This is a genomic window from Pseudomonas sp. LD120 (assembly GCF_009861525.1).
GTDB lineage: Bacteria > Pseudomonadota > Gammaproteobacteria > Pseudomonadales > Pseudomonadaceae > Aquipseudomonas.
On record NZ_WVHL01000005.1, the window covers coordinates 2207281 to 2228001 of the forward strand.

General features: G+C 63.0%; 16 protein-coding genes. 8 read left to right on the top strand and 8 right to left on the bottom strand.

Annotation, left to right across the window (positions count from 1 at the left end):
• Positions 1–17: 17 nt before the first annotated feature.
• From PLD_RS24480 to PLD_RS24490, 3 genes are all read right to left on the bottom strand, one after another.
• Positions 18–746 (bottom strand): aspartate/glutamate racemase family protein, encoded by a 729-nt coding sequence (locus PLD_RS24480; protein WP_159897295.1) that lies wholly within the window; start codon positions 744–746, stop codon positions 18–20.
• A 55-nt stretch (positions 747–801) separates the two neighbouring features.
• Complete coding sequence (locus PLD_RS24485; protein WP_159897296.1) at positions 802–2349, bottom strand: NCS1 family nucleobase:cation symporter-1; 1548 nt, start codon at positions 2347–2349, stop codon at positions 802–804.
• A 525-nt stretch (positions 2350–2874) separates the two neighbouring features.
• Positions 2875–3609: a phosphoadenylyl-sulfate reductase gene (locus tag PLD_RS24490; RefSeq protein WP_159897297.1), complete on the bottom strand. Its 735-nt coding sequence runs from the start codon at positions 3607–3609 to the stop codon at positions 2875–2877.
• A 176-nt stretch (positions 3610–3785) separates the two neighbouring features.
• Between PLD_RS24490 and thrH the strand changes: the two genes are divergently transcribed.
• Positions 3786–4403, top strand: coding sequence for a bifunctional phosphoserine phosphatase/homoserine phosphotransferase ThrH (gene thrH, locus PLD_RS24495; RefSeq protein WP_159897298.1), 618 nt, complete (start codon positions 3786–3788; stop codon positions 4401–4403).
• 110 nt (positions 4404–4513) lie between these two features.
• On the opposite strand, the gene pabB is transcribed toward thrH, so the two are convergent.
• The 4 genes from pabB to PLD_RS24515 all read right to left on the bottom strand — a co-directional run bounded on the left by pabB (position 4514) and on the right by PLD_RS24515 (position 9077).
• A complete protein-coding gene (gene pabB / locus PLD_RS24500; RefSeq protein WP_159898198.1) occupies positions 4514–5857 on the bottom strand; it encodes an aminodeoxychorismate synthase component I in 1344 nt (447 codons plus the stop codon).
• Between the two features lie 159 nt (positions 5858–6016).
• Positions 6017–7003, bottom strand: a complete 987-nt coding sequence (locus tag PLD_RS24505) for an alpha-L-glutamate ligase-like protein (RefSeq protein WP_159897299.1) — start codon at positions 7001–7003, stop codon at positions 6017–6019.
• On the bottom strand, positions 7003–8535 hold the full coding sequence (locus PLD_RS24510) for an inactive transglutaminase family protein (RefSeq protein ID WP_159897300.1): 1533 nt from the start codon (positions 8533–8535) through the stop codon (positions 7003–7005). Before PLD_RS24510 ends, PLD_RS24505 begins: the two co-directional genes overlap by 1 nt.
• A gap of 5 nt (positions 8536–8540) precedes the next feature.
• The gene (locus PLD_RS24515) at positions 8541–9077 is read right to left on the bottom strand and encodes an ATP-dependent zinc protease (RefSeq protein WP_159897301.1); all 537 of its coding nucleotides are present in this window, start codon (positions 9075–9077) and stop codon (positions 8541–8543) included.
• A 268-nt stretch (positions 9078–9345) separates the two neighbouring features.
• Here PLD_RS24515 and PLD_RS24520 point away from each other — a divergent pair, with 268 nt between their 5' ends.
• From PLD_RS24520 to prpD, 6 genes are all read left to right on the top strand, one after another.
• Complete coding sequence (locus PLD_RS24520; protein WP_159897302.1) at positions 9346–10068, top strand: GntR family transcriptional regulator; 723 nt, start codon at positions 9346–9348, stop codon at positions 10066–10068.
• Entirely contained in the window at positions 10065–10958 is an 894-nt protein-coding gene (gene prpB / locus PLD_RS24525; protein ID WP_159897303.1) for a methylisocitrate lyase, read from the top strand. The genes PLD_RS24520 and prpB overlap by 4 nt, the downstream gene beginning before the upstream one ends.
• A 174-nt stretch (positions 10959–11132) precedes the next feature.
• Positions 11133–12260, top strand: coding sequence for a 2-methylcitrate synthase (prpC, locus tag PLD_RS24530; RefSeq protein WP_159897304.1), 1128 nt, complete (start codon positions 11133–11135; stop codon positions 12258–12260).
• A gap of 200 nt (positions 12261–12460) precedes the next feature.
• Complete coding sequence (gene acnD / locus PLD_RS24535) at positions 12461–15055, top strand: Fe/S-dependent 2-methylisocitrate dehydratase AcnD (RefSeq protein WP_159897305.1); 2595 nt, start codon at positions 12461–12463, stop codon at positions 15053–15055.
• Between the two features lie 61 nt (positions 15056–15116).
• Positions 15117–16307 (top strand): 2-methylaconitate cis-trans isomerase PrpF, encoded by a 1191-nt coding sequence (gene prpF / locus PLD_RS24540; RefSeq protein WP_159897306.1) that lies wholly within the window; start codon positions 15117–15119, stop codon positions 16305–16307.
• Positions 16308–16607: 300 nt separating this feature from the next.
• Complete coding sequence (gene prpD, locus PLD_RS24545; RefSeq protein WP_159897307.1) at positions 16608–18092, top strand: 2-methylcitrate dehydratase; 1485 nt, start codon at positions 16608–16610, stop codon at positions 18090–18092.
• A 114-nt stretch (positions 18093–18206) separates the two neighbouring features.
• On the opposite strand, the gene PLD_RS24550 is transcribed toward prpD, so the two are convergent.
• On the bottom strand, positions 18207–19163 hold the full coding sequence (locus PLD_RS24550) for a DMT family transporter (protein ID WP_159897308.1): 957 nt from the start codon (positions 19161–19163) through the stop codon (positions 18207–18209).
• 93 nt (positions 19164–19256) lie between these two features.
• Between PLD_RS24550 and PLD_RS24555 the strand changes: the two genes are divergently transcribed.
• Positions 19257–20681, top strand: coding sequence for a PLP-dependent aminotransferase family protein (locus PLD_RS24555; protein WP_159897309.1), 1425 nt, complete (start codon positions 19257–19259; stop codon positions 20679–20681).
• Positions 20682–20721: the final 40 nt, after the last annotated feature.

Consider the following 20721-nt stretch of genomic DNA (forward strand, 5'->3'; position numbering starts at 1 on the left):
CCCGGCAGTTGCCTGACTCAGCGCCCTGAACGCAGCGGCCAGCCAAGCACCTTTTTTGGCCGTGGCGTCGCGTAGGTGCGTACCTTCGAGGTGGACAACCCCAGGCGTACCAGCGATTCGGCAATGGTCACCGCCGCCGTGACCCCATCCACCACCGGCACCCCGGTGCGCTGGCGGATCTGTTCATCCAGTCCGGCCATGCCGCCACAGCCCAGGCAGATGACCTCGGCCTTGTCCTCGGTCACCGCCCGTTCGGCCTGGTGCACGATGGACTCCACCGCCCGCAGCGGGTCTTCCTCCAGTTCCAGCACCGCCAGGCCGCTGGCTCGTACCGAGGCGCAGCGCTCATAGAGGCCGGACAGCTTGAGCCGGTCTTCGATCAGCGGCACGGTGCGGTCCAGGGTGGTGACTACCGAGTAGGCGTGGCCGAGGAACATCGCCGTGCTGGCGGCGGCGTCGGTGATGTCCACCACCGGCACATTCAGCAGCTCCTGCAGGCCTTCGCGGCCGTGCTCGCCGTAGCCGGCCTGGATCACCGCGTCATAGGGCTGGTCGTAGGCCAGTACCCGGTCCATCACGGCAATGGCCGCCAGGTAGCTTTCGAAGTTGCCTTCCACCGATTCGGCGCCGAAGTAGGGAGTCAGGCCGATGATCTCGGTGCCCGGCGCCGCCACGCTTTGTGCCTGGCGGGCGATGGCCTGGGTGATGCTGTCGGTGGTGTTGACGTTGACCACGAGAATGCGCATGGGGGTTCCTTGCAGGTTGGGCAGTTCAGGGCCCGGCGTACCGGGCCGTTCAGGTTCAATGGCTGACGTTGTCCACGGCGATGGATTCGCCGCTGACGTCCGCGTAACCGGGCTGGCGCTTGGCGATGATCAGGTACAGCAGGCCGGCGATGCCGGCGCCGATCAGCCAGGAAAAGGGTGAGACGCTGGCAAAGCCCGGCACCAGGGCCAGCACGATGGCAATCAGCGCCGCGGGCACGAAGGCCGCCACCGCTCGCAGATTGACCCCGCGGCTATAGAAGTACGCGCCTTGCGGGTCTTCGCTGTACAGCTGTGGCACGTGGATCTGGGCTTTGCGCAGGATCCAGTAGTCCACCATGATCACCCCGTACAACGGGCCTAGCAGGGCGCCCAGGCCGGAGAGGAAATACACGATCACCAGCGGGCTGTTGTACAGGTTCCACGGCAGGATCAGCACCGCCAGCGCCGCACTGATCAGCCCGGCGCGGCGGAAGGTCAGGTATTTGGGGGCCAGGTTGCTGAGGACGAAGGCCGGTGCGACGAAGTTGGCCATGATGTTCACCGCCACGGTGACGATCAGGAAGGCCAGGCAACCCAGGACCAGGAACAGGGTGTTGGGAATCGAAGCGATGATTTCGGTGGGGCTCTCGATGACCCGGCCATTGATCTGGAACTGCGCGCCGCACAGCAGCACGGTGATGGTGGCGAACACCAGGATGTTCACCGGCAGGCCCCAGAAGTTGCCGACCTTGATGGTCTTGCGGCACGGCGAGGAGCGGGCGAAGTCGCAGAAATTGAGGATCAGCGTGCCGTAGATCGCCAGCCACAATGCGCCGCCGGCGAAGATCTGCCGCCACATTTCTCCGCCACTCAGGGGCTCGCGAATCGACCAGGCGATCTGTCCGTCGGCCTGGGTGTACATCCAGGCCGCCAGGCAGGCCACGGTCAGCAGAATGATCGGCCCGGCGAACGCTTCGTAGCGACGGATCATTTCCATGCCGTAGGCGAGGATCACCAACTGCACCAGCCAGATCACCACGAAGCAGGCCCAACCTAGTGTGGACAGGCCGAGGATCGAGTCGTGGTCATAGTCGGCGAAGCCTGGGTGGATGGCGGTCAGTAAAACCCGAAACACCACTGACGCCAGGTAGGTCTGGATGCCGAACCAGGCGATGGCGATCACCGCGCGGATCAACGCCGGTATCTGTGCGCCATGGATGCCGAAGCTGATGCGGCTGATCACCGGGAACGGCACCCCGGTCTTCTGTCCCATGTAGCCGGACAGGTTCATGAAGAAGTACACCAGCGCCGCGCCTATTCCCAGCGACAGGAGGATCTGCCAGCCACCCAGGCCCAGGGCGTAGAGGCCGATGGCAAAGGAGTAGTTGGCGATGTTGTGCACATCGTTGGTCCACAGGGCGAAGATGCTGTAGCCACCCCAGCGCCGGCCTTCGACCTTGGTTGGCGCCAGGTCGCGATTGTGCAGGCGCGGGCTGAGGATGACGCTGTCCGGGTCGGTTGTGGCGATGGGCTGTTGCAGGTGGTGCGAGTGCGGCGAGGAGGGCAGATCCAGTGCGATGTTGTTGGAAGGGCTGGTGTGCATTCCGGCGGCTCCTGATTCCGGCCCTGGATGACTGTGCTTGAGCGCAAGGCTCGACAATCTTCGTCGCAGGGGCGGAATCACTGGGTTCTGGGCATCTGCAGCTTGAGTCGTGGATCAGGCGTGCGGACGGTTAGTGTATGTATATTTTGATGTTTTTGTATACAAAACATAGGTCGACTAAAGCCACTTCTGTGCCAGTTTTGAAACTATGAAATCGGCTGCTGATTTCGTTTTGTTATGGGCTACTCCTAACTGTATGAAACAGATGGATTAAAAATTGACCGTTTGAACAGGTATTTATTTTTCGGCGGATGCGATTGGCTGTCGTATGAATGTTGACGGCAGAAAGGCCTGTCACTTTTTGGGGCGGAGGTTGCTGAAAGTGCACACATAAATGGCACCCTTGGTGACATTTATGTGTACAGGTTTGCGGGTGCGTCGGTTGGCGTTCCGTTTGCCGGCGAACGCGTCCTCAGGGCGAGGGGCTTTCGCCGGCAAGCCGGTTCCAGGGGAGAAGGGGGAGGGTCAGGCTTTGCTGATGAGGTTGCCGGCGTGCAGGCCGCATTCCTTCTGGGTGGCTTCTTCCCACCACCAGCGGCCTTCGCGCTCGTGCTGGTTGGGCAGTACCGGGCGGGTGCAGGGCTCGCAGCCGATGCTGATGAAGCCGCGCTCATGCAGGCTGTTGTACGGCAGTTCCAGCATGCGGATGTAGCCCCAGATCTCTTCGCTGCTCATCTGCGCCAGCGGGTTGAACTTGTACAGGGGACGTTCCGGGGTGGAGAAGGCGCTGTCGATCTCCAGCACCGCCACCTGGCTGCGGGTGCCCGGGCTCTGGTCGCGGCGCTGGCCGGTGGCCCAGGCGCTGACGGTGGACAGTTTGCGTCGCAGCGGTTCGATCTTGCGGATGCCGCAGCATTCGCCGTGGCCGTCCTTGTAGAAGCTGAACAGGCCCTTTTCCTTGACGAAGGGTTCGAGCTTGCTGTGGTCCGGCGAGATCAGTTCGATGTCGATCTTGTAGTGTTCGCGCACCTGATCGATGAAACGGTAGGTTTCCGGGTGCAGGCGCCCGGTGTCCAGGCTGAACACCTTGACGTTCTTGTTCAGCTTCCAGGCCATGTCCACCAGCACCACATCCTCGGCGCCGCTGAAGGAGATCCACAGGTCGTCACCGAACTGGGCGAAGGCCAGCTTGAGAATGTCCTGGGCGGATTTGTTGGCATAGGTCGTAGCGAGTTCAGCGACGTCGAACGATGGGGTCATCAGGGCGGTTTCCTACAGGTCGGTGGCGCTGTGCGCTCTATAGGGGGGCGATCTTAACAAAATCCACCCGGCCCTGGCGCGCTCCTCTGCGTTGCGCCTGCGCAGGCGAGTCGCTAGAGTTCGGCAGTCCTTTTTCTCGCTCAATTCAAATAATCAGAAGCAATGGGGAGTGTCTTGTGGAAATTGCCTGTCTCGATCTGGAAGGTGTACTGGTCCCGGAAATCTGGATCGCCTTTGCCGAAAAAACCGGGATTGAATCCCTCAAGGCAACCACCCGGGATATTCCCGACTACGACGTATTGATGAAGCAGCGCCTGCGCATCCTCGATGAGCACGGCCTGAAGCTGTCGGACATCCAGGAAGTGATCGCCACCCTCAAGCCCCTGGACGGCGCGGTGGAGTTCGTCAACTGGCTGCGCGAGCGCTTCCAGGTGGTGATCCTCTCCGACACCTTCTATGAGTTTTCCCAGCCCTTGATGCGTCAACTGGGTTTCCCGACCCTGCTGTGCCACCGCCTGATCACCGATGACGCTGGTCGGGTGACCGGTTATCAGCTGCGTCAGAAAGACCCCAAGCGCCAGTCGGTGCTGGCCTTCAAGAGCCTGTACTACCGGGTCATCGCTGCCGGGGATTCCTACAACGACACGACGATGCTGGGCGAGGCCGATGCCGGCATCCTGTTCCATGCCCCGGACAACGTGGTCCGCGAGTTCCCGCAGTTCCCGGCGGTGCACAGCTTTGCCGAACTGAAGCAGCAATTCCTCAGGGCCTCCAACCGCGCTCTGAGCCTGTAAACCGCTGTAGCCGCTGTCGCAGCCTGTAACAAGCCCCGCAGGGGCTTCAAGGCTACAGGAGCGCCGCTGCCTTCGGAGTCGATCGCAGCCTGCGGCAGCGGCTGCAGGGGTCAGAGCTTTTGCAGGGTCTCCAGCAACACTCGTACCTTGGTGATGGATTCCTGGTACTCCGCCTGCCAGTCCGAATCCGCGACAATCCCGCCGCCGCCCCAGCAACTGATCTGCCCATCTTTAGCCAGCAGGCTGCGAATGGCGATGGAACTGTCCATTTCCCCGCGCACGTCCAGGTACAGCAGCGAGCCGCAGTACAGGGCGCGGCGCGTCGGTTCCAGCTCGTCGATGATTTGCATCGAGCGGATTTTCGGCGCGCCGGTGATCGAGCCGCCGGGGAAGCTGCCGGCGATCAGGTCCAGGGCGTCCTTGTCGTCCGCCAGTTCGCCGGTGACGCTGCTCACCAGGTGGTGCACGTTGGGGTAGCTTTCCAGGCTGAACAGTTCTGGCACGCGTACTGAGCCAATGCGGCAGGTACGCCCCAGGTCGTTGCGTAGCAGGTCGACGATCATCAGGTTTTCTGCACGGTCCTTGGGGCTGGCCAGCAACTGCGCAGCGTTGGCCGCGTCTTCGGCGGCGGCTTGGCTGCGCGGGCGAGTGCCCTTGATCGGCCGGGTTTCTACCCGGCCCTGGCTGACGTGAACGAAGCGCTCCGGCGACAGGCTGAGCAGCGCGCCACCGTCGGGCAGGCGCTGAAAACCGGAGAAGGGCGTCGGGCAGGCGGCGCGCAAGGCGCAGTAGGCGCCCCAGGGGTCGCCCTGGTACTGGCCGCGAAACCGCTGGGCGAAGTTCACCTGATAGCAGTCGCCGGCCTGGATGTAATGCTGGATGCGCTGGAATGCCTGGCGGTAGGCGTCGGGCGTCAGGTCGGCGCGCATGGCGCGGGTGAGCTTGAATGCGGCTACGTCCGTTGCCAGTGGCTGCTGGAACAGCTGGATCAGCCGTTGGCGCTCGGCGGCCGCCAGGCTGGGGTGGAACAGCAGTTGGCTGGTGCCTGACTGGTGGTCGCTGATCAGCGCCCAGGCGTACAGGCCAAGGCGCGCGTCAGGCAGGTGCAGGTCATCCTGGGCCTGGCTCGGCAGGCGCTCCAAGCGACGGCCGAAGTCATACCCGAGGTAGCCGATCAGGCCACCGGCGAAAGGCAGTTCATAAGGTGCCGGTACCTTGGCCTGGCCCAGGTGTTCGAGGCTGTCCCGCAGGCGTTGCAGGAACCCGGCACCGCTTTCGTCGGCGGCCGCGCTCAGTTCCACCAGCGGCCAGGCGCTGAGCAGGTCATAGCGGCCGCGTTCGGCGGCCGGCCGGCCGCTGTCGAGCAGTACGGCGCCGGGGGCGTGTTCAATTGCCGCGAAATACTCGGCGGGGTTGGCGCGATAGGGAAGCGGGTGTACGGAACAGGTCAACATGCGAAGCAGATCAGCCATCGGAGCGCGGCTGGCGATTGTATTCCTCTGCGGGAGTTGCTCCTAGAGGGATGTCGGCGATTGCCGCATTCGCGGCGTAATCATCGAGCTGTCGACACCCTCTTGTCCGCGGCCGGACAGGGCGGTGTCGACAGTCTCCTTTCAGCCTTCGACCTGGGGGATATGGCCGAACAAGTCTTGGGCGAAGCGCACGCGCTCCTCGACGGTTTCCTGGATGCCACGGGTCTTGAGTTGTTCGAGGTGGGCTTCGACCGCGTGGGTACGCTGGGTCAGGCCGCAGTCGTTGGCGATCTGGATATTCAAGCCGGGGCGAGCGTTGAGCTCAAGGATCAACGGGCCTTTGTCCTGGTCCAGCACCATGTCCACGCCGATGTAGCCCAGGCCGCAGAGCTCGTAGCAACCGGCCGCCAGCTTCATGAAGCCGTCCCAATAGGGCAGTTGTACGCCATCCACCGTGTTGGTGGTGTCCGGGTGCTTATTGATGATGTTGTTCAGCCAGGTGCCGCGCAGGGTCATGCCGGTAGCCAAATCGACCCCGACGCCGATGGCGCCCTGGTGCAGGTTGGCCTTGCCTCCGGACTGGCGGGTCGGCAGGCGCAGCATGGCCATCACCGGGTAGCCCATGAGCACGATGATGCGGATGTCCGGCACGCCTTCGTAGCTGATGCTCTTGAAGATCTGGTCCGGTGTCACCCGGTATTCGATCAGCGCCCGGTCGCGGTGGCCGCCCAGGGAATACAGGCCGGTGAGGATGCTGGAAATCTGATGCTCGATTTCCTCATGGCTGATGATTTTTCCGGACACGGTGCGATAACGCCCTTCGAAACGGTCGGCGATCACCAGGATGCCGTCGCCGCCGGCGCCCTGGGCCGGCTTGATCACGAAGTCGTTGCGTCCTTTGAGGATCTCGTCGAGCTTGTCGATTTCCTTCTCGGTGGAGATCACTCCATACAATTCGGGCACATGGATGCCGGCCTTGATTGCCCGCTCCTTGGTGATGATCTTGTCATCGACGATGGGGTACAGGCTGCGCTTGTTGTACTTGAGCACGTAGTCGGCATTACGCCGGTTGATGCCCATGATTCCCCGCGCTTCCAGGGCTTTCCAGGTCTTCCACAGGCCGAACATCAGGAGTCAGCCTTGACGAAGGCTTTGAAGCGCACCAGCTCTGTCAGGCGGTAGCCGCGGTAGCGTCCCATCGCCAGCATGAAACCCACCAGGATCAGCAGGATTGCCGGGAAGGTGAAGACGAAATACACCAGCTCCGGCACGCTCATGATCAAGTGCGCCAGGGAGGCCGCGAAGAGGGTGCCGATGGCGACTTTCATCGCATGGCCGCCACCGCGCTCTTCCCAGGTGATGGACAGACGCTCGATGGTCATGGTCAGGATCACCATCGGGAACAGCGCCACTGACAAGCCGCGCTCCAGGCCCAGCTTGTGGCTGAACAGGCTGATGGTGGCGATCAGCACCACGACGAAGGTCAGTACCACCGAGAGTCTCGGCAGCATCTGCAGTTTGAGGTGCTCAAGGTAGGAGCGCAGTGACAGGCCCAGGGCGGTGATCACGGTAAACAGCACGATGCCGAAACCCAACTGCGTCTCGCGGAAGGCCAGGGCAATCAGCACTGGGGTGAAGGTGCCCAGGGTCTGCAGGCCGATCAGGTTGCGCAGCACCAGGATCACCAGTACGCCGATGGGGATCATCACCATGATCATGAAGGTTTGCTGGGTCTGCAGCGGCAGGCCGTACAGCGAATATTCGAGGAAATTGGCGTCGGTATTCTCATCCGTCAGCTTGGCCAGGCGAATGGCGTTCATTTCGCTGTTGTTGAGGCTGAAGGTGACGTTGGCCTTCTTGCCGCCATCGATCGTGATCAGGTTGTCGTCGCCGGTCCACCACAGCAGGCGGTCCGCGGGCATGCCCTGTTGCCCGGTTTCCGGGTTGAAGTACAGCCATTCGTTGCCGTTGAAGCTGCGCAGCCAGAGTTCTGGGCTTTGTGGCTGGTCAGCCACCAGGCGAAGGGTGTGGACCTTCTCCATGGGGACGTGGGCGATGGACAGCAGCAGATCAATGATCCTGGCCTTGTTGGCGCTGGAGGTGTCTCCGGCCAGCAGCAGCTTGGCGTTGTCGTCGTTGGCGTTGTTAACCCGCTTGATGGCCTCGCTGATGAAGGTCTCGACGTCCGCGGAGTGCTGGCGAATCGGCGCCAGTAGGGCGTCAGCGGCGATTTTCTCCGGACCTTCCACGGCGATGCTGTCGCGGAAGGTCGGGCCCTTGACCTTGGATTTTTCGGAGCTGTAGCGCTTGGTCAGCACCAGGCGGTAATACAGGGTCTGATTACCCTTGGCCCGGCGTGCCGACCAAGTGACCTTGCGGTTGCCGTCGACGCGGTTGACCGACACCCCGTAGTTATTGGAAATGAAGCTCTCGTTGAGGCTCACGTAGTCGCTGCTCAGGGGCGGCACGAACATCTGGATCTTGATCGGGTCTTTGCCGTTGGCGACGAACTCGACCTTGGCATCGATGTTCCACAGATCGTCGGTGGCGTCTTCGGTTACTGGAATGCCGAGCGCGAAGATCTGATAAGCCGTGATCGAGATGCCCAGCACCACCAGGAGAGTGATCAGGATTTTCAGATGAAGGGTAAGAGAGCGCATTGGAATTACTCTGCGGTATGAGCGTCGGTGGCGCAGGCGGGTTTGCCAGCAGCGTATTTGAGACTGGGGTCAACCAGCGCGTCGAAGCGTTTCAGGGCTTCGGAGCCAATCAAAAGCGGGAATTGGAATGCGCTGCGGTCGGTCAGGTTCACCTCGATGCTGCGTAAAGCATTGCCCATGCAGACATTCAGAGCGATCACTGGCCGTGCGGTGTAGTTCTTGCCCTCATCGGGATCATAGTCGCCAGCACGGCGTTTGATCTTGCTGATCCGGGCCAGGGGCCTTTCGATGGGGTGGGAATGGGCGGCGTCGATCGCCAGATAGAAGCGCACCCAGGATTCGCCGTTGCGTTTGAAGCGCTTGATGTCGCGTGCGCTCAACGAGGCGGTCTTGGCGCCGGTGTCGAGCTTGGCAGCGACCTCCAGGTCGATGCCCGACAGCCGTGCATATTCATTCAAACCGTAGACGGTCTTGCCGGCGGCGGTACCGATGCTGGGCAGTGCCAGCAGACAGAGCAGTAGGGGAAGGGCCTTGAGTCTCATAGATCCTGACGTGACATGGGTTCTTCAGTTCAAGGCGACCGGCATTGCTGCGCAAGCTCCCTCGTATGCGTGCCATAAAAAGATGACAGGCCAATGCGGGCGGCATTCTAGCATGCTGGTTTTGTGGCGCCAGCGTCGGCGGTGGGCCTTTTGTTGCGTTCGGCGGCCAAGGGTCATTAGACGATTGTCGACAATATCTATTTTTCCTTTGACTATTTCGCTCGTATTGGCTAGTTTTTGCCTCATTGTTTTTGAAGGTGTTGACAATATGCTGGATCAACTGGAGCGCGCGGTCCCGGTGCAGGATGATTCCGAAACCCTGTCTGAAAACGTCTTTCGGCGTATCCAGGCCGCTATCGTCAAGGGCGAGATCGCCCCGGGCAGCAAGATCTCCGAGCCGGAACTGGCTCGCACCTATGGCATTAGCCGTGGCCCGCTGCGTGAGGCCATTCACCGTCTGGAAGGCCAGCGCCTGTTGGTGCGGGTGCCTCATGTCGGCGCTCGGGTGGTGTCCCTGAGTCATGCCGAGCTGATCGAGCTTTACGAAATTCGCGAGTCCCTGGAGGGCATGGCTTGTCGCCTGGCGGCGGAGCGCATGACCGCAGAGGAAATCGATGAGCTGCGCCGGGTGCTGGACACTCATGAGCGCGATGCCGCATTCCAGGCCGGTGTCGGCTACTACCAGCAGGAAGGGGATTTCGACTTCCACTACCGGATCATCCAGGGCGCGGGTAACCGCACCCTCACGCAGATGCTCTGTGGCGAGCTGTATCAGCTGGTGCGCATGTACCGTATCCAGTTTTCTGCCACGCCCAACCGTCCGCACCAGGCCTTTGCCGAACACCACCGGATTCTCGATGCCATTGCCGATCGCGACGGCGAGCTGGCCGAGTTGTTGATGCGCCGCCACATCGGCGCCTCGAAACGCAATATTGCGCGTCACTACCAGGACAGCGCCCATCAGACAGCCACTCCACGAGGTGAGTCATGAGTTCCAACAACAGCACTCCAGGCCAGCGTTTCCGCGATGCGGTCGCCAGCGAACGGCCGTTGCAAGTGGTCGGCGCGATCAACGCCAACCACGCCCTGCTGGCCAAGCGCGCCGGTTTCAAGGCCATCTACCTGTCCGGTGGCGGGGTCGCCGCAGGCTCCCTCGGCGTACCTGACCTGGGCATCACCGGCCTCGACGACGTCCTCACCGACGTGCGCCGCATCACCGACGTCTGCGACCTGCCGCTGCTGGTGGACGTGGACACCGGCTTTGGCTCCTCGGCCTTCAACGTGGCGCGCACCGTCAAGTCGATGATCAAGTTCGGCGCCGCGGCGATCCATATCGAAGACCAGGTCGGCGCCAAGCGCTGCGGTCACCGCCCGAACAAGGAGATCGTCTCCCAGCAGGAAATGGTCGATCGCATCAAGGCCGCGGTGGATGCCCGCACCGACGATAGCTTCGTGATCATGGCGCGTACCGACGCCCTGGCGGTGGAAGGCCTGGAATCGGCCCTGGAGCGCGCCGCGGCATGCATCGAGGCCGGTGCCGACATGGTGTTCCCGGAAGCCATCACCGAGCTTGAGATGTACAAGATCTTCGCCGACCGGGTGAAGGCGCCGATCCTGGCCAACATCACCGAATTCGGCGCCACCCCGCTGTTCACCACCGAACAGTTGAAATCCGTGGATGTTTCCCTGGTGCTGTACCCGCTGTCGGCGTTCCGTGCCATGAACAAGGCGGCGGAAAACGTTTACACCGCGATCCGTCGTGACGGCACCCAGCAGAACGTGATCGACACCATGCAGACCCGCATGGAGCTCTACGAGCGCATCGACTACCACAGCTTCGAACAGAAGCTCGATGCGCTGTTCGCCCAGAAGAAAGGTTGAATCAACCCCTGTGGGGCGAGCTTGCTCGCGACGGCCATCAACGTTAACGCACCGCCCCTGAGTCGCTGGGGCGCGCGGGCCTGGATCGCGAGCAAGCTCGCTCCTACAGTGTCGGGGTGAGTTCCGACCAACGAAGTTGCCAAGTCCCTAACAAATTCAAGATTGGAGAGAGCAATGGCCGAAGCAAAAGTATTGAGTGGTGCAGGTCTGCGCGGCCAGGTCGCTGGGCAAACCGCGCTGTCCACCGTGGGCCAGGCCGGTGCCGGATTGACCTATCGCGGCTATGACGTGCGCGAACTGGCGGCCGATGCGCAGTTCGAGGAAGTCGCCTACCTGTTGCTGTATGGCGACCTGCCGACCCAGGAACAACTGGCCGCCTACAGCGCCAAGCTGAGCAAGCTGCGGGATCTGCCGCAAGCCCTGAAGGAAGTGCTGGAGCGGATTCCGGCCCAGGCCCATCCGATGGACGTGATGCGCACCGGTTGCTCGTTCCTCGGCAACATCGAGCCGGAGAAGGACTTCTCCCAGCAGCACGATGTTACCGACCGCCTGCTGGCGGCCTTCCCGGCGATCATGTGCTACTGGTACCGCTTCAGTCATGAAGGCGTGCGCATCAACTGCGTCAGCGACGAGCAGACCATCGGTGGCCACTTCCTGCACCTGCTGCACGGCAAGAAGCCCTGCGACCTGCACGTCAAGGTGATGAACGTCTCGTTGATTCTCTACGCCGAGCACGAGTTCAACGCCTCCACCTTCACTGCCCGGGTCTGTGCCTCGACCCTGTCGGACCTGTACTCGTGCATCACCGCCGCCATCGGTTCGCTGCGTGGTCCGTTGCACGGTGGCGCCAACGAAGCGGCCATGGAGCTGATCGAGCGCTTCCACAGCCCCGAAGAGGCGACCGCCGAACTGCTGCGGATGCTGGAGCGCAAGGACAAAATCATGGGGTTTGGCCACGCGATCTACAAAGACAGCGACCCGCGCAACGAGGTGATCAAGGGCTGGTCGAAGAAGCTGGCTGACGAAGTCGGTGACAAGGTCCTGTTCCCGGTGTCCGAAGCCATCGACAAGACCATGTGGGAACAGAAGAAACTCTTCCCCAACGCCGACTTCTATCACGCCTCGGCGTACCACTTCATGGGCATCCCGACCAAGCTGTTCACCCCGATCTTCGTCTGCTCGCGCCTGACCGGCTGGGCCGCCCACGTGTTCGAGCAGCGGGGCAACAACCGCATCATCCGTCCAAGCGCCGAGTACATCGGCGTTGAACAGCGCAAGTTCGTGCCAATCGAACACCGCTGACCGGGAGGGCGCCGGCACTGTGGCTTGAATGCACCCCACACCTGCAGGAGCGAGCTGGCTCGCGATAACGATGGATCAGCCGGCGCGATGTCGGATCTGCTTCCATCATCGCAAGCGGGCTCGCTCCGACAAAGGATGGGTGTCCATTCAACCCGGTGCCGGACGCTTCCTTTGAAACTACCGTGATCGAGTCCCTGACCATGAACACTGAATTTCGCAAGACGCTGCCGGGCAGCCAGTTGGACTATTTCGACGCCCGTGCGGCGGTCGATGCGCTTAAGCCAGGCGCCTACGACAGCCTGCCCTATACCTCCCGCGTACTGGCGGAAAACCTGGTGCGTCGCTGTGATCCAGCGACCCTCAACGCCTCCCTTGGCCAGTTGATCGAACGCCGCGACGACCTGGACTTTCCCTGGTTCCCGGCCCGTGTGGTGTGCCATGACATCCTTGGCCAGACTGCGCTGGTGGACCTGGCCGGCCTGCGCGACGCCATCGCCGACCAGGGCGGTGACCCGGCCCTGGTCAACCCGGTGGTGCCGACCCAACTGATCGTCGACCACTCCCTGGCCGTGGAGTGCGGCGGTTTCGATCCGGACGCCTTCGACAAGAACCGCGCCATCGAAGACCGGCGCAACGAAGACCGTTTCCACTTCATCAACTGGACCAAGAAGGCCTTCAAGAACGTCGACGTGATCCCGCCGGGCAACGGCATCATGCACCAGATCAACCTGGAGAAAATGTCCCCGGTGATCCAGGTGCGCGACGGGGTGGCCTTCCCTGATACCTGCGTCGGCACCGACAGCCACACCCCGCATGTGGATGCCCTGGGCGTGATCGCCATCGGCGTGGGCGGCCTGGAAGCCGAGAACGTCATGCTCGGCCGCGCTTCGTGGATGCGCTTGCCGGAAATCATCGGCGTCGAGCTCACTGGCAAGTTGCAGCCCGGGATCACCGCCACCGACATGGTGCTGGCGCTGACGGAGTTCCTGCGCAAGCAGAAAGTGGTGGGTGCCTGGCTGGAGTTCTTCGGCGCAGGCGCCGCGGCCCTGACCCTGGGCGACCGCGCCACCATCTCCAACATGGCCCCGGAATACGGCGCCACCGCGGCGATGTTCTACATCGACCAGCAGACCATCGATTACCTCAAGCTCACTGGTCGTGAAGATGAACAAGTGCGTCTGGTAGAGAACTACGCCAAGCACACTGGCCTGTGGGCCGACAGCCTCAAGCACGTGCGTTACGAGCGCGGCCTGCAGTTCGACCTGTCGTCGGTGGTGCGCAACATGGCCGGGCCGAGCAACCCCCACGCCCGGGTCGCCACCCGCGATCTGGCGGCCAAGGGCATCGCCGGGCAGTGGTCCGAAGTGCCGGGGCAGATGCCCGACGGGGCGGTGATCATCGCCGCCATCACCAGTTGCACCAACACCAGCAACCCACGCAACGTGATTGCTGCCGGCCTGCTGGCGCGCAATGCCAACAAGCTGGGGCTGACCCGCAAGCCGTGGGTCAAGTCGTCCCTGGCCCCGGGTTCGAAAACCGTGGCCATGTACCTGGAAGAGGCCGGCCTGGGCCATGAGCTGGAGCAGCTGGGCTTTGGCGTGGTGGCTTTTGCCTGCACCACTTGCAATGGCATGTCCGGCGCCCTGGACCCGGTGATCCAGAAAGAGATCATCGATCGCGACCTGTACGCCACTGCTGTACTCTCGGGCAACCGCAACTTCGACGGGCGTATCCACCCCTATGCCAAGCAGGCGTTCCTGGCGTCACCGCCGCTGGTGGTGGCCTACGCGATTGCTGGCACCATCCGTTTCGATATCGAAAAGGATGTGCTGGGCCTGGATGCCGACGGCCGGGAAATCCGCCTCAAGGACATCTGGCCGAGCGATGAAGAGATCGACGCCGTGGTCAAGGCGGCGGTGAAGCCAGAGCAGTTCCGCAGGGTCTACATTCCGATGTTCGCCATCCACGAGGACACCGGTCCGAAAGTCGAGCCGCTGTACGACTGGCGTCCGCAGAGCACCTACATCCGTCGTCCGCCTTATTGGGAAGGGGCCTTGGCCGGTGAGCGCAGCCTCAAGGGCATGCGCCCGCTGGCGGTGCTGCCGGACAACATCACCACCGACCACCTGTCGCCGTCCAACGCCATCATGCTCGACAGCGCAGCCGGCGAATACCTGGCGAAAATGGGCCTGCCGGAGGAGGACTTCAACTCTTACGCGACCCACCGTGGCGATCACCTGACCGCCCAGCGCGCGACCTTCGCCAACCCTAAACTGTTCAACGAGATGGTCGAGGAAAACGGTAAGGTCAAGCAGGGCTCCCTGGCGCGCATCGAGCCGGAAGGCAAAGTGACGCGGATGTGGGAAGCCATCGAAACCTACATGCAGCGCAAGCAACCGCTGATCATCATTGCCGGTGCCGACTATGGCCAGGGCTCGTCCCGCGACTGGGCGGCCAAGGGCGTGCGCCTGGCCGGGGTGGAGGCGATCGTCGCCGAAGGTTTCGAGCGCATCCACCGCACCAACCTGGTGGGCATGGGCGTGCTGCCCCTGGAGTTCCTCGCGGGCACCGACCGCAAGACCCTGGGCATCGACGGCACTGAAACCTATGACGTGATCGGCGCGCGTACACCTCGGGCACAACTGACCCTGGTGATCAACCGCCGCAACGGCGAGCGGATCGAGGTGCCGGTGACCTGCCGCCTCGACACCGCCGAAGAAGTGTCGATCTACGAGGCGGGCGGGGTGCTGCAACGCTTCGCCCAGGACTTCCTGGAATCGGCAGTCGCCAGCTAAATGACGTACCGGGGGCGGGCCGCAAGGCGCCGCCCCTGGTCATTATCGGGACCTGAAATTCATGGCATTTGTAGCGCAGATCAAGATTCCCGCCACCTACATGCGTGGCGGCACCAGCAAGGGCGTGTTCTTCAACCTGCAGGACCTGCCCGAGGCGGCCCAACTGCCGGGCGCGGCCCGCGATGCCCTGCTGTTGCGGGTGATCGGCAGCCCCGATCCCTATGACAAGCAGATCGACGGCATGGGCGGCGCCACCTCCAGCACCAGCAAGACGGTGATCCTGTCCAAGAGCATCAAGGCCGACCACGACGTCGACTACCTGTTCGGCCAGGTGGCCATCGACAAGGCCTTCGTCGACTGGAGCGGCAACTGCGGCAACCTCTCGGCGGCGGTCGGCTCGTTTGCCATCAGCAGCGGCCTGGTGGACCCGGCGCGCATCCCGCAGAACGGCGTGGCGGTGGTGCGCATCTGGCAGGCCAATATCGGCAAGAGCATCATCGCCCACGTGCCGATCACCAATGGCGAGGTTCAGGAAACCGGTGATTTCGAGCTGGACGGCGTGACGTTTCCGGCGGCCGAAGTGCAGTTGGAGTTCCTCGATCCGGCGGCCGAGGAAGAGGGCGCCGGTGGTTCGATGTTCCCCACCGGCAACCTGGTGGACGACTTGGAAGTACCCGGTGTCGGCACTTTCAAGGCGACGCTGATCAATGCCGGGATTCCGACGATTTTCGTCAACGCGGCGGACATCGGTTATCGCGGCACCGAGCTGCAGGGCGACATCAATGGTGACCCCAAGGCCCTGGCGATGTTCGAGACCATTCGCGCCCACGGCGCCCTGCGCATGGGCCTGATTCAGCACCTGGACCAAGCCGCCCAGCGCCAGCACACGCCGAAAGTAGCCTTTGTCGCCGCGCCGGCGGATTACCAGGCCTCCAGCGGCAAGGCGATCAAGGCCGGGGATGTCGACCTGCTGGTGCGGGCCCTGTCCATGGGCAAGTTGCATCACGCAATGATGGGTACTGCGGCGGTGGCCATTGGCACCGCGGCGGCGATTCCCGGGACCCTGGTCAATCTGGCGGCCGGTGGCGGTGCGCGCAGTGCGGTGCGTTTTGGCCATCCTTCGGGCACCTTGCGCGTCGGCGCCGAAGCCACCCGTAACGGCGGTGACTGGACCGTGGTCAAGGCCATCATGAGCCGCAGCGCGCGGGTGCTGATGGAAGGCTGGGTGCGAGTGCCCGGCGACAGTTTCTAAGCAGAGTAATGCTGGCTGTGGTGGCGGGGCTTACTGTGGCGAGGGAGCTTGCTCCGGCTCGGCCGGCCGGCGCTCCGGCGCGTAGCGGTCGTAAGCCCTGAGTCCGCGATTGACTTGCTGCAACGCATGGACCGCCTTTGCGCGGCTGTGCCATCCAGCGGGCGCAGGCTCCCTCGCCACCACCGCCAGTCGTGACGTTGTTATTGAATCGCTGAGCAGGCGCAGACCTGCGATGCCGTTATTGACCTGTACCTGAGGAATCACCGCTACCCACAACCTTGCAACAGGAGTGAAGCCCTCATGAGCGCCAACGCAGACCTGAACAACCGTCCCGAGTACGACCCGGTCCTGCAGGACATCGCTGACTATGTCCTGAACTATTCCATCGACTCCCAAGAAGCCCTCGACACCGCTCGCAACTGCCTGATGGACACCTTGGGCTGCGGCCTGCTGGCCCTGCGTTTTCCCGAATGCACCAAGCACCTGGGGCCGATCGTCGAAGGCACCGTGGTGCCCTTCGGCGCCCGGGTGCCCGGCACCAGCTACCGCCTCGACCCGGTGAAGGCGGCCTGGGACATTGGCTGCATCGTGCGCTGGCTGGACTACAACGACACCTGGCTGGCGGCCGAGTGGGGGCATCCTTCGGACAACCTCGGCGGGATTCTGGCGGTGGCCGATCATCTGTCGCAAAAGCGCGTGGCCAATGGCGAGGCGCCGCTGACTATGGGCGAGGTGCTCAGGGCGATGATCATGGCCCATGAGATCCAAGGCGTGATCGCTCTGGAAAACGCCTTCAACCGCGTCGGGCTCGATCATGTGCTGTTGGTGAAAGTCGCCTCCACCGCGGTCTGCGCCAAGCTGATGGGGGCCGATCGTGAGCAGCTGCTGGCGGCGCTGTCCCATGCCTTTGTCGACGGTCAGGCGCTGCGCACCTACCGTCATGCGCCGAATGCCGGTTCACGCAAATCCTGGGCGGCCGGGGATGCAACCAGTCGCGGGGTGCGCCTGGCGGATATCGCAATGCGCGGCGAGATGGGCATTCCCGGGGTGCTCAGCGCGCCACAGTGGGGCTTCTATGACGTGCTGTTCAGTCACACCAACAAGGACCTGGCGCTCAAGCCCGAGGGCCAGCGGCAGTTCAGCCTGACGCAGAAATACGCCAGCTACGTGATGGAAAACGTGCTGTTCAAGATCAGCTTCCCGGCGGAGTTCCATGCGCAGACCGCGTGTGAGGCGGCGGTGATCCTGCATCCGAAAGTGCGCAATCGCCTGCACGAAATCGACCGCATCCTGATCACCACCCATGAGTCGGCGATCCGCATCATTTCCAAGGTCGGGCCGCTGGCCAATGCCGCCGACCGCGATCACTGTCTGCAATACATGACCGCCGTGCCCCTGGCCTTCGGCACCCTGGTGGCCGAGCACTATGAGGACGAATTCCACGCAGCGCACCCGATCATCGATCAGTTGCGCCAGAAGATGCAGGTCGTCGAAGACCCGCGCTACACCCGGGAATACCTGGAAGCCGACAAACGCTCGATCGCCAACGCGATCCAGGTGTTCTTCAAGGACGGCTCCAGCACCGAGCAGGTGGCGGTGCAATACCCCATCGGCCACCGGCGCCGCCGCGCTGAAGGCATCCCGCTGCTGGAAGACAAGTTCAAGGCCAACCTGGCCACGCGCTTCAGCGTCCAGCGCGCGACGCAGATTTTCCAGCTGTGCAAGGACCCGGCACGGCTGGAAGCGACGCCAGTGCACCGGTTTGTCGACCTGCTGGTGATCTGAGGCTCACCGCTGTAGGAGTGGCGTGCTCGCGAAGAACGTCAAGGATGACGCGGATTCGCTGGGCGCACGCGGTGTCCCGGGGAAGCATCGCGAGCAAGCTCGCTATGGGTTCTCTTAGCGTTGGGTGGGCTTTCTGGGCAGCCATTTCTCCAGCGGCAGCTTGGTGATGGCGAAGCCGCCGAGCAGGGTCGCGGAGTACAGCAGCAGGTCACGGGACAGGCTCAGGCCTTCGTACCAGGCGCCGATGATCACCGCGAACACCGGGAAGATGATGAAGACGAAGGACAGGATCACCGGGTTCAGGCGTTTGAGCAGGAAGAAGTAGACGATGAACCCGCCCACCGAAGCGGCCAGCCCCAGGTACAGCAAGGCACCCCATGAGCGTGGGCTGATTGCGGCAAAATCCGGGCTTTCCACCGTCAGCCCGGCCAGGCACAGCAGCAGGCCGGCAATGCCGATCGGCAGGGTGTTGTAGGTGATGACGCTGATGGCGCTCCCGTGTTTCTTGGTGACCACGTAGCACAAGGCATGCAGCAGCGCCGCGCCGAGTATCGCCAGCACCCCCGAGAGTTCGTTGTGATCGCTGAGCAGACCCTGGCCGCGGATGATCTGGAACAGGCTGGCAAAGCCGACGGCGATGCCCAACAGTTGCGCCAGATGAATCTTTTCCCGCAACAGCAGGGCGGAAAAAATCAGGATGAACACTGGCATGCAACTGAACAGCAGGGCGGTCAGTCCCGAGGAGACGTGCACCTCGCCGTAGTTGAGCAAGGTGTAGGGCAGGCTGAAGTAGCACAGGGTGACGAACAGCAGGAACCCCCGGTTGCCCTTGGGGAACATCAACGGCTCGCGGCGCAGCCAGGCAAAGCAGGCGAACAACGGGAAGGCGATCAGAAAGCGCAGCCCGGCGGCGGTCAGTGGTGGCACGCTTTCCACAGCAATCTTGATGCCCAGCCAGGTGGTGCCCCAGCTCAGGCAGACAATCAGGAACAGGGTGCCGGTGACCAGGGTGGCGAGCCAGTGGCGCGCGGGCACTTGAGCGGTCGGTGCTGCGGTGGTGGTTGTGGTCACGCTGACACTCCTTTCGTGATCGGTAATTGACCCTTATATTGAACGGGTCATTTCCGGTGATTGAACCTGTAAAGCACGTTATTGGGGTAAGTGATGGCTGTCAAAGTAAGTATTGACATGGTGTCAATGTTGCGTTCCGCCTTGCACGAAGGGGCGGGGCCCAAGTACAAGCGCCTGGCCGACGCACTGGATCAGGGCATTGACCAGGGGCTGCTGGCCCCTGGCAGCAAGTTGTTTCCCCATCGGCAGTTGGCTGATCAACTGGGGGTGACCATTGGCACCATCAGTCGCGCCTATGCCGAGCTGGAGCGCGTGGGGCAGGTGGTGGCGCGGGTCGGTGATGGCACCTACGTACGTCAGGACGGCTTGCAGCATCCGCGCGACGCGGGGTTTCGCCACGTCGGAGAAGAGTCGCCCGCGCTATTCGACATGAGCCGCAATACGCATATTCCCGGGGCGGAGAGCCGTTTGATCGCCCAGAGTCTGCGGGCTTTGGCCGACGATCCTCAGGGGTTGCTGGAGGTGGCTCGCTACAGCCCGGAGGCCGGGCTGGCGCGCTATCGTGAGGCCGGCGCGCGCTGGCTGACTCAGGAAGGGTTGCAGGTCGATGCCTCGCAGGTGATTTGCGTCAACGGCGCCCAACACGGCTTGCATATCGCCCTGCTGGCGCTGCTCAAGGCGGGGGATACCCTGGCCACCGAGCACCTGACCTATCCGGGCCTGATCAGTACCGCACGGATGCAGGGGATCAAGTTGCTGGGCCTGCCAATGGATGAGCAGGGGCTGCTGCCCGAGGCGCTGGAAGAGGCGTGCCGGCATCATCGGCTGGCGGCCCTGTATTGCACGCCGACCTTGCAGAATCCCAGCACCGCGGTGCAGTCCGCAGCGCGCCGGAAGGCGATCGCCGAAGTCTGCCGGCGGCACAATCTGTTGATTCTGGAGGACGAAACCCATGCGGTGCTGATCGCCCGGCGGCCGGCGCCGCTGGCGCATTTTGCTCCTGAGCGCACGGTGCTGATCAGCAGCTTGAGCAAGGCCGTGGCCGCGGGGCTGCGGGTCGGTTTCCTGTGCGGGCCCGCGCCGCTGGTGGGACGATTGGCCGCAGCGCTGCGGGCGACCTGCTGGATGGCCACGCCGCTAGCCTTGGAGCTGGCTGCCGGTTGGATCGACAACGGTATTGCCGAACGCCTGCGTCAGCAGCAAATGGCCGAGATCACCCGGCGCAAGGGGCTGGTGGCGGGTCTGCTGCAGGGGGTGCAATGGCGCAGCCCAGAGGCCTGCCCGCATTTCTGGATCCGTGTGCCCGAGCCCTGGCGGGCCTCGGAGATCGAGGCGCACTTGAAGCAGCAGCACTATCTGGTGGCCACTGCCGAGACCTTTGCCGTGGGCCAGGCGGCGGTGCCGCAGTTCATTCGCGCCAGTGTCTGCAACACCACGGCCGATGATCGGAAACTGACCGAGGGCTTTGCTGCCCTGGCGACGGCGTTACGCCAGGAGCGCGGATTGCCGGGATGGTGACGGGGTGACGGGGTGACGGGGGCAAGCCTTGTGGCAGGGA

Coding starts and splice junctions, on each gene's coding strand:
- PLD_RS24480 (WP_159897295.1), bottom strand. CDS start 746: ATGCGCATTCTCGTGGTCAACGTCAACACCACCGACAGCATCACCCAG.
- PLD_RS24485 (WP_159897296.1), bottom strand. CDS start 2,349: ATGCACACCAGCCCTTCCAACAACATCGCACTGGATCTGCCCTCCTCG.
- PLD_RS24490 (WP_159897297.1), bottom strand. CDS start 3,609: ATGACCCCATCGTTCGACGTCGCTGAACTCGCTACGACCTATGCCAAC.
- pabB (WP_159898198.1), bottom strand. CDS start 5,857: ATGTTGACCTGTTCCGTACACCCGCTTCCCTATCGCGCCAACCCCGCC.
- PLD_RS24505 (WP_159897299.1), bottom strand. CDS start 7,003: ATGTTCGGCCTGTGGAAGACCTGGAAAGCCCTGGAAGCGCGGGGAATC.
- PLD_RS24510 (WP_159897300.1), bottom strand. CDS start 8,535: ATGCGCTCTCTTACCCTTCATCTGAAAATCCTGATCACTCTCCTGGTG.
- PLD_RS24515 (WP_159897301.1), bottom strand. CDS start 9,077: ATGAGACTCAAGGCCCTTCCCCTACTGCTCTGTCTGCTGGCACTGCCC.
- PLD_RS24520 (WP_159897302.1), top strand. CDS start 9,346: ATGCTGGATCAACTGGAGCGCGCGGTCCCGGTGCAGGATGATTCCGAA.
- prpB (WP_159897303.1), top strand. CDS start 10,065: ATGAGTTCCAACAACAGCACTCCAGGCCAGCGTTTCCGCGATGCGGTC.
- prpC (WP_159897304.1), top strand. CDS start 11,133: ATGGCCGAAGCAAAAGTATTGAGTGGTGCAGGTCTGCGCGGCCAGGTC.
- acnD (WP_159897305.1), top strand. CDS start 12,461: ATGAACACTGAATTTCGCAAGACGCTGCCGGGCAGCCAGTTGGACTAT.
- prpF (WP_159897306.1), top strand. CDS start 15,117: ATGGCATTTGTAGCGCAGATCAAGATTCCCGCCACCTACATGCGTGGC.
- prpD (WP_159897307.1), top strand. CDS start 16,608: ATGAGCGCCAACGCAGACCTGAACAACCGTCCCGAGTACGACCCGGTC.
- PLD_RS24555 (WP_159897309.1), top strand. CDS start 19,257: ATGGCTGTCAAAGTAAGTATTGACATGGTGTCAATGTTGCGTTCCGCC.